At 59.9% G+C, this 17,717-nt stretch carries 14 protein-coding genes; 8 read left to right on the top strand and 6 right to left on the bottom strand.

Going from position 1 to position 17,717, the window contains the following annotated elements:
• The first annotated feature begins 407 nt into the window (after nucleotides 1–407).
• A complete protein-coding gene (locus IE061_RS14600; RefSeq protein WP_096922911.1) occupies nucleotides 408–1,391 on the top strand; it encodes a cytochrome-c peroxidase in 984 nt (327 codons plus the stop codon).
• A gap of 40 nt (nucleotides 1,392–1,431) precedes the next feature.
• On the opposite strand, the gene IE061_RS14595 is transcribed toward IE061_RS14600, so the two are convergent.
• From IE061_RS14595 to IE061_RS14570, 6 genes are all read right to left on the bottom strand, one after another.
• A complete protein-coding gene (locus IE061_RS14595; protein ID WP_039182118.1) occupies nucleotides 1,432–2,424 on the bottom strand; it encodes an adenosine deaminase in 993 nt (330 codons plus the stop codon).
• Nucleotides 2,425–2,455: 31 nt separating this feature from the next.
• Entirely contained in the window at nucleotides 2,456–4,162 is a 1,707-nt protein-coding gene (gene cydC, locus IE061_RS14590) for a thiol reductant ABC exporter subunit CydC (protein ID WP_039182121.1), read from the bottom strand.
• Nucleotides 4,159–5,835 (bottom strand): thiol reductant ABC exporter subunit CydD, encoded by a 1,677-nt coding sequence (gene cydD / locus IE061_RS14585; protein ID WP_193461913.1) that lies wholly within the window; start codon nucleotides 5,833–5,835, stop codon nucleotides 4,159–4,161. The genes cydC and cydD overlap by 4 nt, the downstream gene beginning before the upstream one ends.
• Nucleotides 5,836–5,838: 3 nt before the next feature.
• A complete protein-coding gene (gene cydB / locus IE061_RS14580; protein WP_039182126.1) occupies nucleotides 5,839–6,840 on the bottom strand; it encodes a cytochrome d ubiquinol oxidase subunit II in 1,002 nt (333 codons plus the stop codon).
• Between the two features lie 3 nt (nucleotides 6,841–6,843).
• Complete coding sequence (locus IE061_RS14575; protein WP_039182128.1) at nucleotides 6,844–8,259, bottom strand: cytochrome ubiquinol oxidase subunit I; 1,416 nt, start codon at nucleotides 8,257–8,259, stop codon at nucleotides 6,844–6,846.
• A gap of 221 nt (nucleotides 8,260–8,480) precedes the next feature.
• On the bottom strand, nucleotides 8,481–9,455 hold the full coding sequence (locus IE061_RS14570) for a calcium/sodium antiporter (RefSeq protein ID WP_189464034.1): 975 nt from the start codon (nucleotides 9,453–9,455) through the stop codon (nucleotides 8,481–8,483).
• A gap of 185 nt (nucleotides 9,456–9,640) precedes the next feature.
• Here IE061_RS14570 and IE061_RS14565 point away from each other — a divergent pair, with 185 nt between their 5' ends.
• The 7 genes from IE061_RS14565 (at nucleotide 9,641) to IE061_RS14535 (ending at nucleotide 17,653) form a co-directional block, all read left to right on the top strand.
• Nucleotides 9,641–10,984 (top strand): paraquat-inducible protein A, encoded by a 1,344-nt coding sequence (locus IE061_RS14565; protein WP_189464035.1) that lies wholly within the window; start codon nucleotides 9,641–9,643, stop codon nucleotides 10,982–10,984.
• Nucleotides 10,977–12,650, top strand: a complete 1,674-nt coding sequence (gene pqiB / locus IE061_RS14560; protein ID WP_039182135.1) for an intermembrane transport protein PqiB — start codon at nucleotides 10,977–10,979, stop codon at nucleotides 12,648–12,650. The genes IE061_RS14565 and pqiB overlap by 8 nt, the downstream gene beginning before the upstream one ends.
• A gap of 11 nt (nucleotides 12,651–12,661) precedes the next feature.
• The gene (locus IE061_RS14555; RefSeq protein WP_193461912.1) at nucleotides 12,662–13,258 is read left to right on the top strand and encodes a PqiC family protein; all 597 of its coding nucleotides are present in this window, start codon (nucleotides 12,662–12,664) and stop codon (nucleotides 13,256–13,258) included.
• 247 nt (nucleotides 13,259–13,505) lie between these two features.
• Nucleotides 13,506–14,762: a DEAD/DEAH box helicase gene (locus tag IE061_RS14550; protein ID WP_039182139.1), complete on the top strand. Its 1,257-nt coding sequence runs from the start codon at nucleotides 13,506–13,508 to the stop codon at nucleotides 14,760–14,762.
• A 75-nt stretch (nucleotides 14,763–14,837) separates the two neighbouring features.
• Nucleotides 14,838–15,341 (top strand): hypothetical protein, encoded by a 504-nt coding sequence (locus tag IE061_RS14545; RefSeq protein ID WP_039182141.1) that lies wholly within the window; start codon nucleotides 14,838–14,840, stop codon nucleotides 15,339–15,341.
• Between the two features lie 9 nt (nucleotides 15,342–15,350).
• Nucleotides 15,351–16,553 (top strand): MFS transporter, encoded by a 1,203-nt coding sequence (locus IE061_RS14540; protein ID WP_193461911.1) that lies wholly within the window; start codon nucleotides 15,351–15,353, stop codon nucleotides 16,551–16,553.
• Nucleotides 16,554–16,582: 29 nt separating this feature from the next.
• Nucleotides 16,583–17,653, top strand: a complete 1,071-nt coding sequence (locus IE061_RS14535) for an asparaginase (RefSeq protein WP_144983322.1) — start codon at nucleotides 16,583–16,585, stop codon at nucleotides 17,651–17,653.
• Nucleotides 17,654–17,717: the final 64 nt, after the last annotated feature.

The raw sequence follows: 17,717 nt of genomic DNA, 5'->3' as shown, positions 1-17,717 counted from the left end.
TTAAGATCAATGCGATCCTTACTCGCTGCCCGAAGGCAACAAAAGCGGATCAAACTTGGCTCAAGGTTCAAACGAATTCACTGCGATACTCCGAAGAGTATCTTGATGTTCGCTTGCCTTGATATTAGGTGATGATTCACCCTCATCGGCAAGCGCCCACATGAATTACCTGATCAAATTGTTAAAGAGCCATCTATCGGCGTTGCCGTTCGATGTGGGGCGTATTCTACCCAATTCTTTTTGATCGTCAAGCTTTTTTCTCATTCACCGTTCAAGCACCTGCGGGTCACCAATGGCCGGAAAGTTGACCTGAGGCAAGCCCCGCCCTTCCCCGCTTTTTTAGACTTGTTGAAGCACCGCTGAAAAGAACGGTGCACACCAGACCGGTCAAACAGGAGGGGGAAACCATGACAACATCACGTATTGCCATCGGACTTGCGAGTGTCGCGCTATTAGGCACGACTGCACTGTGGGCAGACGACGAACTCGGTAGCTACCGCGACAGGTTCGAACCGCTGCCCCACTTACCACCTTTACCTGCCCACAATTCACAGACCGATGAAAAGGTGATGCTGGGCAACATGCTGTTTTTCGAGCCCAGGATCTCCGCCAGCGGTGTCATCAGCTGTGCCACTTGCCATAACCCGGCGCTCGGCTGGTCGGATCGCATTCCTAGAGCCGTGGGCCATAACGGTCAGGTTGGCGAACGCAACACACCCACCGTACTCAACAGTGGTTTCCTGGGATCGCAATTCTGGGATGGACGGGAGCCGGATTTGGAGGGTCAAGCGCTGGGCCCCATCGAAGCCGATGTCGAGATGGCCATGCAGCTGGAACACGCCCTGGACAGGTTGGCAGAGTTCGAGCTCTACCAGGAGCGCTTCACGGAAGCGTACCCCGACCAGGATGACCCCATCAATGCCGAGAACCTGGCCAAGGCACTGGCCGCCTTCCAGAGAACGCTCAACACGCCCAATGCACCTTTCGATCGTTATTTGCGGGGTGATATGGACGCCATCAGCGATCAGGCAAAAGAGGGCATGGTAGCTTTCGTGGATAATGGCTGTATCGCCTGCCATCGCGGCGCCAACTTTACCGATAGCCAGTTCCACGCCATTCAGGTGCCGGGCTCGAAAGATTTGGGTCGCTACGTGGTGACTGGCGAGGAAAGAGACCAGTACCGCTTCCGCACTCCCACCTTGCGCAATGTCGGCGTCACTTACCCGTACATGAACAATGGTGCCACCGAAACGCTTGAAGAAGCGGTGGCCATCATGGGCCAGGAAATGCTGGGACGTGAGTTTGACGAACCCACCATCGATAACATCACGGCGTTTCTGCACTCCCTGACAGGTGAAATGCCCGATTTCGAGGTGCCCGCTCTACCCTGATGCACTATGCCGCCGCCCATAGGGGCGGCGGCAGGCTATGTCAGGCTGCCTCCAGGCGCTTCAGCAGTTCGGCGCGTCGCGCGTCGCTGACGAAGGCTTCTTCCATGGCATTGCGGTTCAGCCATTTGAAGGTATCTTCTCCCCAGCCAAAGGCATCGGCACAGGCGATATGATTTTCGAGCAGCCCACCACCAAAATAAGCAGGATCGTCAGAGCTTATAGTGACCTTCAGCCCCGCTTCCAACAACGCCGGTAGCGGATGCTGATCCAATTGATCGACCACTTTCAAGCTGACATTGGAGAGCGGGCACACGGTCAGTACCGTTTGAGACTCCTTGAGGCGCTGCACGACGTCTTCGCTTTCGAGACAGCGCACGCCGTGGTCGATGCGCTGAACGTCCAACAGGTCCAGGGCTTGCGTAATGTAAGCGGCAGGCCCCTCCTCGCCCGCATGGGCCACACGCACCAGCCCAAGCTCTTTGGCGCGCGCAAACAGGGCCTGAAACTTCTCGGGCGGGTTGTCACGCTCGGCGCTGTCCAAGCCAATGGCATCCAGCATTTTCCAGTAGGGTGCCGCCTGCTCGAGAACGTGAAGTGCCTCGTCGGCTGGCCGATCTCTCAGGAAGGCCATGATCATGCCTACTGAAAGATCCAGCTGACTCTCGGCCTCCTGCTTGGCCCTGAGCAGTCCCGCCATGACCACCTCCAGAGGCACTCCACGCTGCAGGTGAGCCTGGGGATCGAAGTGCATATCGATATGCAGCACGCCTTCCGAGCGGGCACGCTTGAAATAATCCATGGCCAGGTCATAGAAGTCCTGTTCGCTGCGCAAGACGTTCATGCCCTGGTAATAAAGATTCAGAAACCCTTGCAGGTCTTTGAAATCGTAAGCTGCCTTGGCCTCTTCGACCGTGGCATAGGGGAGTTCGATGCCGTTACGCTCCGCCAGTTGGAACATCAATTCCGGCTCGAGAGAACCTTCGATATGCAAGTGAAGCTCAGCCTTGGGAAGGTGTCGTAAAAAGTCGTTCATGGTCGCCGCCTACTTGCCGATTCGGTGAATATCAAAGTGAAGTATCGTGAATTAACTTACCACCATCAAGCCACCATTGATGAGCCAAACCCGGCACCAGGGCCGCATCATCCACTTGATGAACAAAGAAAATCGCCGTACGGCCTACCAACCAGGCGTCCAGCGAGGCCGCCACGTGCCGGGCGGTTGCCGCATCCACTCCCGCGAAGGGCTCATCCAGCAATACCACCGAGGGCGAGCGTAAGAACAACCTCGCCAACGCCACTCTGCGCGCCTGCCCGCCTGAAAGCTGCTGCCCTCTTTCTCCCACCTGAGTCGCCAACTGACGAGGCTGGCGTTTCGCCCAGTCCGAGAGAGCGACCTGGGCAAGCACCTGCCAAAGCTCTTCGTCTGTCGCGTCAGGCTTGGCGATCCGCAGGTTATCGGCCAGCGAGCCATCGAACAGGTCTATTTGCTGGGGGAGGTACCCCATATGTGCTGCGCTACTTTCGAGGGTAACGGCCGAGGGTGCATGCTCCGCCACCCACACGTCCCCTTCAGTGGGAGAGATGCGGCCCATGATCAAATTGGCCAGCGTCGATTTGCCCGAACCCGAAATACCCATGATGGCACCGCGTTGACCGGCGGGCAGGGTCAGGGAAACCTGGCATATCGCCCAGCCCGCCGCATCCGGATAACGGAACATGACCTCACGCAGTTGCAGGGCATGGCCACCATCGTCATCCGGAAGCGAGCCCACACGCGTTTGCCCTTGTGTCGCCTGCAGAGCATTCAGCCGCTGGGCCGCCCCGTGGCTGGCGCCAAACCGCACAAAAGCGGCAGGCAGGCTGGCCAGCACTTCATTGATACCAAACACGGCAATCACGGCCATGACCATGATGGGGCCCACCACGCGCTGCTCGGCCAGTGCCAGACTACCCAGCCAGAGCACACCGATGATCAACAGCCCCGTTACCGCCATCAGTAGCGCATTTCCTAGCGCAGCCTTCACGGCCAGCTGACGCTGGTTATCCAGCGCTTGCTGTTCGTGGGCTCGTATTTTCCTGCGGTACCAGTCACTGGTTCGGTAGCTCATCAGCTCAGCGGACGCCTGTACCTGATCCAACACCAGCCGCCGAAGCTCCTCCTGATCATCCACTTGCCGATGGCTGTTGGTGAAACCCAGCCTGGCAAAGCCCAGGGTGATGACCAGCCACAGCAGCGTCAATACACTGACCACGAAGGCTCCCACCAGCGGCAACCAGATAGCGATGAAACCTGCAATGATCCAGACACTCAACAAGGCCACTACTGGCGGCACCAGCAGGCGTAGATACAGGCTATCCAGGGCATCGATATCCGCCGTCAGGCGACTCAACCACTCACCGACTCGCCGACGCCGCAACGATGCGTCATCCAGGCGCGTCAAGTCACCGAAGACGCGATAGCGTAAATCCGCCAGCAGCGTCAGCACGGTATTGTGGTTGTAGAGCCGCTCGGTGTATCGAGCGACGGTGCGCAGCAAGGCAAAAAAACGAATGCCGCCGCCGGGCACATAAATATCCAGTGATGACGGCAACCCAGCCGCCAGCGCAATGCCCGCCAGGGCACACGCCGCAATGAACCAGCCGGACAAACCCAGCAGCGCAAGGCCCGCCAGCAACGTTACCCATACCAGCAGCGCACCCACGAGGAAGCGCTGCCTGCGCCTTAACATGAGCGCCAGCCATGGGCTCAGGTCATTGTGCAGAAATTTCATGGCGCCACCTCGTGAAGCTGGCCGTCTCGACACACCCAGTGGCGAGTGGCAACGGCCATCACCGCAGGGTGATGTGTTGCCATGACCAACGTTCGCCCTTCCGCCGACCAGGCCAGCAGTGCGTCGATCACGCTCTTTTCCGTCGCCGAATCAAGGCTGGCCGTGGGCTCATCCAACAACACCAGCGGTGCCTGACTGAGAAATACTCGAGCCAGGGTCAAGCGCTGCGCCTGACCTCCCGACAAGCCGACCCCGCGCTCCCCTACCACCGTCTCCAGGCCATGGGGCAAGGCAGCCAACAGTTCACCCAGGCCTGCGTTTTCCAGGGCCTCCTGCATGGCAGCCGGTGTCGCATCAGGCGCCGCCAGGCGCAGGTTATCGGCCAACGAGCCTTGAATGATGCAGGGTGATTGATCCAGCCACGCCACTTGCTCGCCCTGGCGGACTCTGCAAGCGCCACGCAGAGGCGCCATGAAACCGGCCATCAGCGCCAGCAAGGAAGATTTGCCACTGCCTGACTCTCCGGTAATGACCACCACATCTGCCTGACGTATCGTGGCCGAGACGCCCGTCAAGACCGCCGAGTGCCGTCCATAGCCCACCTCGACATCCACCAATTCAATCGATGCATCTGGTTCGACGGGGGCGTCAAACCGGGTCGGCACCACGTCAGGCTCATTGAGGATGGTCACGATACTCTCTGCCGCCCCCAGCGCCGCAGCACGGTCGTGATAATGCTGCGAGAGGGTACGCAAAGGTTGGAAGAACTCCGGAGCCAGTAGTAACACCGCCAGACCACTGAACAGGGTCAGCGAGGGGGAAGGACCGTAATCGATATAGCCCAACAGACCAAACCCCACGTACATGGCGACGACGGCGATGGCCACCGAGGCAAAAAATTCCAATACCGCTGACGAGAGAAATGCCAGCCTGAGAGTGCGCATGCTCAGGCGGCGATACTGGTCGGTGGCATACCAGACGTCCTGCTGGGCAGCACGCGTATGACCAAATAGCTGCAGCGTCGTCATGCCGCGCACGCGGTCGACGAAATGCGCCGAGAGCCTGGCAACGGAAGCAAACTGCTCCTTGTTGAGACGCTCTGCCCCCATGCCTACCAAGGCCATGAACAGCGGAATCAATGGCGCAGAGAGCAGCAAGAAGATGGCTACCAGATAATCGAGCCAACCCACCACGGCGGCAATCAGCAGTGGCAGCAAAAGCACGATGCGCATTTGCGGTAGAAAGCGCGCAAAGTAGCCATCGAGGGCTTCGATGTGCTCGACCGACTGGGTCGCCAGGGCCCCGCTCTGCTGCCGCGTCATCCAGACCGGGCCTAGCGCGGCGATCTTGTTCAAGACCTGCTCCCGAGCGTACTGACGGATGCGCAAGCTGGCAGTTGCACTGAACGACTCTTGCAGGGCAAGAAACAGTGAGCGCAACGCCACGGCGACCACCAGGCCGAGCAGCACGGGCACCAGCGTGACAGGTGAGCGGCCATGCACGACCAGTTGCTCGATCGACCACGCCAACCCGACCACCAGCAAGATCGTCTGAGCGCCGGACAGCACGCCGAAGCACGCCGCCAGCGCCAGCCGAGCACGCTCACGACGAGCCAGCGTGCTCAGCCAACGGCGCGGCGTCAACGAATTCGACTGGGCCGCAGGAGGGGCCATGAATCAGTGGTACCCTTCGCCGACGCGCACCTTGCCGCGGAAGACCCAGTAGGTCCAGGCGGTGTAGGTCAGGATGATCGGAATGACGAACAGCACACCGATCAGCAGGAACAGCTGAGATTCAGGGGCGGAGGCGGCATCCCACAGCGTGTAGTTGGGGGGCACGATGATCGGCCACTTGCTGACGATCAGCCCCAGGTAGGTGAACACGTAGATGCCGATGGTGGCCACGAAGGGAATGCCCTCGTCACGACGTTTCACGGAGCGATACACCATGAAGGCCGACAGCAGCGCCAATGCCGGGAACACCCAGATCAGCTGCAAATGACCGAACCAGCGCTCCCAGACCACCGGATTCACGAACGGAGTCCAGATGCTGATGATACCGAAGACGCCCAGTACCAGCGCCAACAGCAGCGGCGTGATCTTGTAGGCCCACTCCTGAATATGGCCCTCGGATTTCAAGATCAGCCAGGTGGCTCCCAGCAACGCATAACCTGCCATCAGGCCGAAGCCGGTCAGTACCGAGAATGGCGTCAGCCAATCGAAAGCGCCACCTGCAAAGGCAAAGTTTTCGACATGAAATCCTTGAATGTAAGCACCGACCACCGCCCCTTGAGCGAAAGCGGCCACGCCGGAGCCCCAGCAGAAGGCGCGGTTCCACCAGCGACGATTGCGCCGGGACTTGAAGCGGAACTCGAAGGCCACCCCCCGGAAAATAAGCCCCGCCAGCATCAAGAACACGCCAATATAGAGTGCGGGCAGGAAGACCGAATAGACCAGCGGGAAAGCTCCGAGCAAACCGGCACCCGCCAGCACCAGCCACGTCTCGTTGCCGTCCCAGACCGGCGCCACGGAGTTCATCATCACATCTCGGGCGTCTTCGTCCGGGGCGAAGGGATACAGAATCCCAAGCCCCAGATCGAAACCGTCCATCAGCACGTACATCATCAACCCGAACCCGATGATGCCTGCCCAGATTATCGTCAGATCAAACATTTCCATGTCTCAGTTCCTCACCGGGTCGACATCGTCATCAAAGGGAGTTTCCGTGGCCGACAGTGGACGCATGGGGCGTCTGAAATTGTCGCCTGCCGTTTCACGCTCTTCCTTGGGCAGCATGCCGTTACGCACCACGCGGGTCAGATAGTAGATACCGGCATAGAACACCACCGCGTACACCAGCACGTAGCCCACCAGCGTAAACAGCGCCATGGGGCCGGTCAGCGAAGGCGTAACGCCTTCCGCATGGGTCATCATGCCGTATACCAGCCATGGGGCACGTCCTGACTCGGTCACGATCCAACCTGCCAGCACGGCGACGAACGGCATGGGGATCATGTACACCAGCGTCTTGAGGAACCCGGTGTGCTGATGGAATTTGCCTTTGCGACGCAGCAACAGTCCTGTCAGGGCGGTGGCAATCATCAACAGACCTATCCCCACCATCACGCGGAACGCCCAGAAGACGATCCAGACCGGTGGCTGCTCTTCAGGAGCAAATTCATTCAGCCCCTGAATAACCCCATCCGTAGAGTGGGTCAGGATGAGGCTGGCAAGATTGGGAATGCCGATTTCAAAGCGATTGGTTTGGGCTTCCTGGTCCGGGATGGCGAACAGCAGCAACGGAACGTTGCCAGAGGTTTCCCAATGCCCTTCCATGGCCGCCACTTTGGCCGGCTGGTGCTCCAGAGTATTCAAACCATGGAAGTCCCCCACGACCGCCTGGGCTGGCGCCAGAAACAGCAGCAACCAAAGGCACATGGAAAGCGCTCGACGGTTGGCTTCCGGGTCGCGACCACGCAGCAGGAACCAGGCACTCACACCGGCCACCACGAAGCCACCGGTCAGGAAGGATGCCATGGCCATGTGCGCGAAGCGGTAAGGAAAGGAGGGATTGAATATCGCTTCGGTCCAGGAAACCACGTGGAACCGATAGTCGATGAGCTCTACCCCTGCCGGCGTATGCATCCAGCTGTTGGCAGAAAGAATCCAGAACGACGAAATGAACGTACCGATCGCCACCATGATGGCAGCAAACAGGTGCACCCCTTGTGGCACCTTGCCTCGGCCAAAGAGCAGGACACCGAGGAATGCCGCTTCAAGGAAGAAAGCGGTAACGACCTCGTAGCTGAGCACCGGCCCGAGGAAGTTGGACGCTGCCTGGGAGAAGTTGCTCCAGTTGGTGCCAAACTGGAAAGACATGACGATCCCGGAGACTACGCCCATGCCGAAAACCACGGCAAACACCTTGGTCCAGAACAGTGCCAGGCGGTCCCAAGCGGGGTTGTTGGTCTTGAAGAACAGCCCATGAAGCAGCGCTATGTAAGACGCCAGTCCGATGGTGAAGACCGGAAAGATCGCATGAAACGATACAACGAAGGCGAACTGCATTCGCGATAGTACAAGGGGGTCGAGTTCCATCACACGCTCCTAAGACCTGGATCAATATCCCATCAATGGGTTACACAAGCTTAGTTGAGCCTTAATGGCACCGCATTTTAGTTATAAGCACTAAGCTTATTCTTTAGCTGTGTTGCATTTTAACGCTTCGACACCCGTTATACAGCGCAAGTTTGCCCAAAAAGCTGTGTCGCATTGACGCATGCCATTCAGGCAAACTGCTCTTTTTCAATTAAAAAAAGTCATGTCATCACCACCAGACTGACCATGTAGCCGGTGTAGGCGACAAACAGGGAAAACAGCACGCCACCCTCCAGACGATTGATCCGCCGCGGACGGCCACGCCAGGAGAATGCAAACAGCACCATCATCAGCGTCATGAAGGTCATCACGCTCCAGTCACGCACCAGCACCTCACGACCTGCTTCGATAGGCGTGATGACACCCGCCAACCCTACCACGGCCAAACTATTGAACAGATTGGAGCCCACCACGTTGCCCAGCACCATATCGTGCTCTTTGCGCCTCAAGGCACTGATGGACGAGGCAAGCTCGGGTAGCGACGTACCGACGGCCACCACCGTCAAACCGATGATGAGATCGCTGACACCAAATCCTACGGCAATTTCTACCGCGCCCCACACCAACAGACGCGAGCTGGCTACCAACAGCACTAACCCCACCAGCGTCCACATCACTGCCATACCACGTGACAGCGGCTTGCTGTCCAGGCTCTCCGTCACTTCATCGGTCAGTGCATCCGCCTGATGACGCCGTGACTGGATGATACTGACCGTAATGAAGATCCCCAGCGCGGCCAGCAGCAACACTGCCTCACCGCGGGAAATCCAGCCATCCATCAGCATGTAACCGGTCAGCAGCATGACCGCCACCAATAGCGGCATCTCCTTGCGAATAACGCTGGAGTGCACCGCCAGCGGCGCTATAAGTGCCACAAAACCCAGCACCAGCCCTATGTTGGCAATATTGGATCCGTAAGCATTGCCAACCGCCAGCCCGGGATTACCCTGCATGGCCGCCAGCACGGAGACCATCATTTCAGGGGCCGACGTTCCGAATCCGATCACCAGCATACCGATCAGCAGTGGCGACAACCCCAACCACCGCGAGGTAGCAGCAGCGCCATCGATAAATTTTTCAGCACTCCAGATCAGCAGGAGGAGCCCTACCACCACTGCTACAAAGGCAAGCAACATTTCGGTTCCTTAATGTCATCGTATTAGGCACTATCGCGGCTGCATCCTTGTCGAACCGGGAGGCGGGGTCAAGCACCGAGTTCAAGAGAAGCGAGGTGTCCCTGATTTGACACTCACGTCTCGGCTCTATATTGATTTAAAATGCGCCAACTATCGAGAGTTTGCTATTACCTGATGTCTCTTTCATGAAACGACCCACCCTTTCCATGCATACCCCCGCCGTGGACTGCACGCCCCCCGAGGCACGCGTCCAGCGCAGGCGGCTGCGCGCCTGCCATGAGTGCGACTGGGTCTCGGCCCTGCCCCCTTTGGGCTCAGGTGAGAAGGCCTCCTGCCCACGATGCTCCCATGTGCTGGTCAAGCGCCACCGCTACCCCGCGCAACGTAGCATGGCACTGGCCATTGCCTCACTGGTGGCACTCATCCTGGCCGTTTCGTTTCCTTTCGTCAGCTTCAGCGTAGGCGGTATCGGCAACCGCATCGAGCTGACCCAGACGGCCACGGCGCTGATCAATTTTCATCAGCCTGTCGTGGCCATCGCAGTGATCATGACCATCGTGGTACTGCCTGCGGTCTACCTGACGGGGGTCATCTGGCTGCAGTTCGGGCTACTGCGCGCCCGCCCGCTGCCATTGAGTCGTGATATCGCTCGCTCACTGGCCCACCTGACCCCCTGGATGATGGCCGATGTATTCATCATCGGCGCGCTGGTCAGCCTGATCAAAGTGGCCGGCATGGCACAGATCGAGCTGGGCATCTCCTTTTGGGCCTTCTGTGTGTTCGCGATCCTGCTACTGATGACCACACAGTCCATCGACGCGGACTGGATGTGGTTTTCATTGGAGGGCGAGCCATTGGCACCGGAAGGCACCCTGACGGGTGCCACGGCGGCGAGCCAGAACGTGACGGGCTGCCCCACCTGCGGGCTGGTCAACCGCCTGGACAAGGGCCATGGACGGTGCGTTCGCTGCCACGAAAAATTGCACACACGGCTTCCGTACAGCTTGCAGCGCACCTGGGCGCTGCTCTTTGCTGCGGCGATCATGTATATTCCTGCCAATGTCTACCCCATCATGACCACTACCAGCCTTGGCCATACGGCACCCTCGACCATCATTGGCGGTGTCGTGCAGCTTCTGCAAATGGGGTCATGGCCCGTGGCTGCGGTGATTTTCATTGCCAGTGTCATCGTGCCTGTCGGCAAATTGGTCGCGCTGGTATGGTTATGCCTGATGATCAATCGCAGCGACGAGCTCAACGCCAACAGCCGCACGCGGCTATATCGCATCACCGAGTTCATTGGCCGCTGGTCCATGGTGGATGTATTCGTGGTAGCGATTCTCGTTGCCCTGATCCGTGCCGGTTCGCTGATGTCGATCACCCCCGGCCCCGCAGCACTCGCTTTTGGCGCCGTGGTCGTGCTGACCATGCTGGCCGCCATGACGTTCGACTCACGCTTGATCTGGGACTCCCCGACACCACGCCCTGCCCGCCGCACGACGGCCACCAAGGACGCTATTGATGGCTAATGATGTAACCCCCAACACCGATACTGACAACGAACTACACCGAGCCAAAGCCTCTCGACAGACACGGCTGTCGCCCATCTGGATCGTACCGCTCGTGGCCGTCATCATTGGCCTGTGGCTGGTGTATGACAACTACACCAGCCGTGGCACCTTGATCACGTTGACCATGAGCAACGCCGAAGGCATCGAGGCAGGCAGCACCTTGATACGCAGCCGCAACGTCGAGATTGGTCGCGTACAAAGCGTGCGCCTGTCGGACGACCTCTCACAAGCCGTGATGACCGCCCGAATCCAGCCTGAAGCCGAAGCCATGCTCAGAGAGGACAGCCGATTCTGGGTCGTCAAGCCGCGCATTGGCCGCGAAGGCATCAGCGGCCTGGGAACCGTGCTATCCGGAGCCTACCTTCAATTGGAGCCCGGCCAATCGGACGAACCGAGAAGGGAGTTCTCCGTCAGCGACGTGCCGCCGGTGGCCACGGCAGGTCAGGCCGGACTTCAGATCAGCCTGGTCAGCCAACTGGGCAACTCCCTGCGCGTCGGCGACCCGGTTTCCTATCAGGGCTACACGGTTGGTCGCGTCGAAGACACCCGCTTCGATGCGGATTCGCGCACCATGTATCACCAGGTTTTCATCGAAGAACCCTATTCCCAGTTGGTGACCGACAGCACCCGGTTCTGGACGGCCAGCGGCGTCGATTTTCGCCTGGATGCCAATGGCTTTCGGGTCAATGTCGAATCGCTCGAAGCATTGCTGGGCGGCGGTGTGACCTTTGGCGTGCCCGAAGATCTGCCCATGGGACGACCCGTTGAACATAACGCGCGCTTCAATCTTTACGCCGATGAAGACGACGCCCGCGAAGGTACCTTCAACCGCTACCTGGAATACGTGCTGCTGGTCGACGACACGGTGCGTGGTCTTTCCCGCGGAGCGCCAGTGGAGTTTCGCGGCGTGCGCATCGGTACCGTGGCAGCGGTACCCTGGAATTTTACCGCGCCTCAGCCAGATTCCAGAGCGCGGTTCGCGATACCGGTACTGATTCGCATCGAGCCACAACGGCTGGGCATCGAGAATTCAGATATCGATCTGGAAGATTGGGACAATCGCTTCACCAGGATGTTTGGCCTGGGACTGCGCGCATCGCTGAAAAACGGCAGTCTGCTCACCGGTGCCTTGTTCGTCGATCTGAACTTCCAGCGCGACCTGGCCGATGAATACATAGCGGAAACTTTCTCGGAACGGACGGTATTCCCCACCGTCGCCGGTGGCTTTGCCCAGATTCAGGGGCAGATTACCGATCTGCTGGAAAAGCTCAACGCACTCGAGGTCGAACCACTACTGGCAGGTCTGGACCGCAATTTGCAAGCCTCAGAGCATGTGCTAAACGAAGTGCGTGACGTCAGCCGTTCGATCAACGAACTGTTGAGCGACCCGGATACTCGCGCGATTGGCGGCAATTTGAACAGCACGCTGGAAGAGCTGCGCAGCACACTGCAGGGGGTATCGCCGTCGTCGCCCGCCTATCAGGAGCTGACCACGGCCATCGAGCGGCTGGACCGCCTGATGCGAGACCTGCAGCCGCTTACGCGTACGCTGAATGAAAATCCTCGCGCCCTGCTGTTCGATAACCTCGACACCCAGGACCCGACGCCCCGCGCCCCGCGCTGACAGGAGAGATCATGATTCAACCTTTTACACGACTGCTGATCATTGCCGCTGCCTGCATGGCCCTGACCGCGTGCGCAAGCAGCGTCACTCCCCCAGCTCGCTACATGCTGCCCAGCCCCGCGGCCAGCAGCGCCCCTAGCCAGCCCACGGGCACGCTGGCCATCCGCGCTCCACGCTTGGCGCACTATCTGGACGTGGATGGCATCGTCATGCAGTTGGACGACATCACGTTGAACCAGGCTCGTGAACACCAGTGGGCCGAGGGCATTGGCCGTCAGCTGGAACGTAGCCTGCGAGCGCAGTTGGCACAGCAGCTTCCCCAGCTGCAGGTGGTGCGTTCAGAGGGCGCCCTGCCAGACGCCTTGACGCTTTCAGTGGAGGTTGATCAGTTCCAGGGGCGCCACGATGGCATGGCGGTAGCCAGCGGGCAGTGGCAGCTGCGCCGCGCAGACAATAGCCTGGTCACACTGCAAAGCTTCACTACGCAAACGCCCCTGGAAGAAGATGGCTACCCTGCCCTGGTACGCGCGCTGGGTGAAAGCTGGAACCTGCTGAGCGTGGAAATCGCCGAGCAGATTCGGCGCAATGGCTATTTCACTGGCGGCTAATTCACGTCCGCATCGACAGCGCTGAGTGAGACTTTCGTGTTACACTCGGCGCCAGCGCTTTTCGCAAGCGCACCCCATCACTTCCACGCAGCCCTGCGGGCAATGGCTGCGTGGCTTTAGAACGCCCATCGTGGCTGCCCGATCTGATTCTTAGATGCGCCTTCATGGCGCAATTACATCCTCGTATCTTGAACATGACGCCAACCCCTCACTTAGAGAGTGAGGGGTTGGCGACTGCGGAGAATGCATGAGCTTTTCTGACCTTGGTCTGCACCCTGATCTACTCAGCGCCATTGGCGCGCAGGGCTATCATCAGCCCACCCCGATTCAACGCCAGGCCATTCCCGTCGTACTAGAAGGCCGAGACCTGCTGGCCAGCGCCCAGACGGGCACCGGCAAAACCGCAGGCTTCACGCTGCCCATGCTGCAACGCCTGATGCAAGGCAAACGCCCCGGCAAACGCCAGGTCCGTGCACTGGTTCTGACCCCTACTCGGGAGCTGGCCGCCCAGGTTGGTGAAAGCGTCACCGCTTACGGGCAGCACTTGTCACTGCGCTCGCACATCATTTTCGGCGGCGTCGGCCAACAGCCCCAGGTAGACGCCCTGAAAGCCGGTCTGGACGTACTGGTGGCTACCCCGGGCCGCCTGCTGGACCTTCACCAGCAGGGGCACGTAGATCTGTCTGGCGTGGAAATACTGGTGCTCGATGAAGCCGACCGTATGCTCGACATGGGCTTCATCCACGACATCAAGCGCCTGCTGCGCCTGGTGCCCAAACAGCGCCAGAACCTGCTGTTCTCGGCCACCTTCTCCAACGAGATTCAGGCCCTGGCCCAGCAATTGCTGAACAACCCGGCGATGATCGAAGTGGCCCCGCGCAACACCACTGCCGAAAAAATCGAGCAGGCCATCTACCGCGTGGACCGCGACAAGAAACGCGACCTGCTGGCCCATTTGATTCAGCGTCATGGCTGGTTTCAAGTACTGGTCTTCACGCGTACCAAGCACGGCGCCAATCGCCTGGCAGAGCAGCTGACCAAGCAGGACATTCCGGCCATGGCGATCCATGGCAACAAGAGCCAGGGCGCGCGTACTCGAGCGCTCGGGGCCTTCAAGAGTGGTGACCTGCAGGTACTGGTCGCCACCGACATTGCCGCACGTGGCCTGGATATCAGCGAACTTCCCCACGTGGTCAACTTTGACCTGCCCAACGTCGCCGAAGATTACGTGCACCGCATCGGGCGCACAGGCCGCGCGGGCAGCAACGGTGAAGCGGTATCACTGGTATGCGTCGATGAGCATGGCCTGCTCAAGAACATCGAGCGGCTGATCAATCAAACGCTGCCCAAGCACGTCGAGCCCGGCTTCGAGCCTGACCCCAATGCCAAGCCCGAACCCATCGAAAATGGCCGCCGCAGCCAGCGTCAACCTCGCGCCCGTCGCGCGTCCGAGAGCCCGCAAGCCAACAACGGCGGCGAGCGCCGCCGTCGCGCTCGCCGCTAGCCCCAACGACCGGAATGTGCGAAGGTATCGCCTCGCATATTCCGGCGTTTCGCTGAACCAATTCATGGAGTGACTATGGCGTCTTCACAACTGATGGCAGATTATCGCCAGTGGCTGACTTTTCAGCGTCAGGAGCAGCTGAGCCGCGAGCATCAGGGTATCTCACAGCGTCTGGAAGATGCTCGCGCTTCCTCGGCACAGGTCATTCAGGCCTATCGCAGCATGGCTGAAAAAGCCTCGAACGAAGGCGCCTGCTATCGAACGCTGTTTCTGCGTGAATGCGATGACAACGCCTCCCTGCCTTGTGAAGGCTGGCTGTTCGTGCGTCGCGTGCTGAGTGAAGGCAACAGCACTCGCATCAGAGCAACACTGCTGGAAACCTTCAATTTGGCGGATGGCGCCATTGCATTAGGCGACAAACCGGCACGCAAGCTGACCCTGGAAATCTACGACAAGCTGGACATCAACAAAGGCATGCGCACCCAGGTACGTGTGGATGCCATCGATACGCCCCAGGACTACCACTTCATCACCCTGCTGGATGCCGTACGCGGTGACCTGCGTCCTTACATGAAATAAGCGCTCGTCATGGTGACACGCCGCGCCGTCAGCTTCATCCTCTTGATGTTCGTGGTTGGGCTCAATCTACGCCCGGCCATGTCTTCGGTGGCCCCCCTGCTGCACAGGCTGCAGGAAAGCGCGGGGCTGTCGCCTACCGCTGCCGGTATTTTGACCACGCTGCCCGTGCTGTGCCTGGGTCTTGCCGCACCGCTGGCACCCTGGCTCAGCAAACGCCTGGGCAGTGAGCGGGCGTTGAGTGCCGCACTGCTGCTGTTGGCGACCGGCCTGCTGGTACGGGGCGCTCCCTGGCCAGGGTTGCTGTACCTGGGGTCGGCCATGGCAGGCGGTGCTATCGGGATAGCGGGCACACTGCTTCCCGCCCTGGTCAAACGCGAACTGCCGCACAGCGCCGACCTGCTGACAGGACTGTACACCATGGCGCTCTGCTTTGGTGGCGCCTTGGGAGCAGGACTGAGCGTCCCGCTACTGACTTGGCTGGGCAGTTGGCAACTCAGCCTGATGAGCTGGTCACTACTGGCCTTGGCAGCCTGGCTGCTATGGTCGGGCTTTGCGCCACGCCCCGTCGCAGCGCCATCGCTTCAGCCCACCTTCCGAGTGCCGCTTGCCGCCTTGCTACGCCAACCCTTGACGTGGCATGTGATGCTCTTCATGGGCATTCAGTCTTCCATGGCTTACATCGTGTTTGGTTGGCTGCCCACCCTGCTCATCGACCGTGGCTATAGCGAAGCAGACGCTGGCTGGACCATGGCCGTCTCCATCATGAGCCAACTGGCCTCGGCGCTGGCGGCCCCATGGGTTGCCCGCCGGCACAAGGACCAACGACCTTCCCTCCTCATGGTACTGGCCGCCACGGCCATCGGCTTGGCGCTGCTGTTGATTGCCCCGATGGCTTGGCGCTGGCCGGGCGCCGTCCTGCTGGGCCTTGGTCAGGGTGGCAGTTTCAGCCTGGCCCTGGCACTGCTCGTACTCCGCACCGCCAACGCACCCTTGGCTGGACAGCTTTCCGGACTGGTTCAGGGAGGCGGTTACACACTGGCCGCACTGGGCCCTTTTGGCGTGGGTGTGATGCTGCAGATGGGCGCCTCGACCGCGCACATTGCCTGGCTGCTGATCGGCTTGATTCTGGTCTGTTGCGGCTTTGCCTGTCTGGCAGGTCGCAATCGGCAGCTGGATGATCAAGGCGGTCAGCTGCGCGTCTACCTTCAATAGCTCTTTTTTGCCTTTACCAGGACATGGCCATGAGTAACGCTCCTCGTTTGACAGACACCCCCTACCCACATGAGCGGGTACTGGTCATCTACACCGGCGGTACGATCGGCATGCAGCCCACCTCCGAGGGTCTGGTGCCCGCGGGCAACTTTGCCGAGAGGTTGCAAAACGCCCTTCAACAGCTGCCTATCGCTCGCCAGCAGACATTGCCTGCCTACGACATCATCAGCCATGACCGCTTGATCGACTCCAGTGCCGCCACGCCCACGACGTGGCAAACGCTGGCCGCCGACATCGCCGAGCGCTTTGCAACCTACCGAGGCTTTGTCATCCTGCACGGCACCGACACGCTCAGTTGGAGCGCCTCGAGCCTGGCCTATCAGCTTCAGGGGCTGGACAAGGCGGTCGTATTGACGGGGGCCATGCAACCGCTGGAGGCAGCCAATAGCGATGCTCTGGACAACGTATGCGGCGCCCTGCAATTCGCGGCCATGAGCGCCCTGCAGGAAGTGGCGATCTACTTTGCCGGACGCCTGATGCGGGGTGTCAGAACGGTAAAGCAGCACTGTGAAGCGATGACCGCGTTTGCCTCCCCCAACTACCCCCTGCTGGGTGAACGGGTAGACGATGACTGCGTGCTGTATCCCAGCCGAGGGCTGGCAATGCATCAGCGCGGCGCCCCCCGTTTCGAACTCCCGGACTACAGGTGCCTTGCCCAGGGGCAAGTAGTGCGCATTGCGCTGTGGCCAGGCATGGCCGCCTGGCAGCTCTCCAGCTGGTTGGCTCACGACAGCGTCAAGGGAGCACTGTTGCAACTCTGGGGAGCAGGCAACCTGCCTGACGACCCGGACCTGTTAGCGGTACTGGCGCGTGCCAGCGGGGAAGGAAAACTGATCGCGGCGGTCAGCCAGTGCCCACAGGGAACCCTTCACCTGGGCGCGTACTCGGCGGGCCATGGCCTGACGGATGCTGGCGTGCTTTCCGGGGGCTCCATGACGCCCGAGGCGGCTTACACCAAGCTGGTACATTTGCTGGCGCAGCCGCTTGCTCACGAAGACCGGGCAACGCGCTTTGTCACTCCCTTAGTGGGCGAGCGGTAGCCAGACTGGCATCCCGGCACAGAATGGCTATGGTTAAACAGAACACATGGAGTGCAACATAACC

This window comes from Vreelandella hamiltonii (assembly GCF_014651795.1).
Taxonomy (GTDB): domain Bacteria; phylum Pseudomonadota; class Gammaproteobacteria; order Pseudomonadales; family Halomonadaceae; genus Vreelandella; species Vreelandella hamiltonii.
Note: the sequence above shows the minus strand (reverse complement) of the source record. Positions and strands in the feature narration are given on the sequence as shown.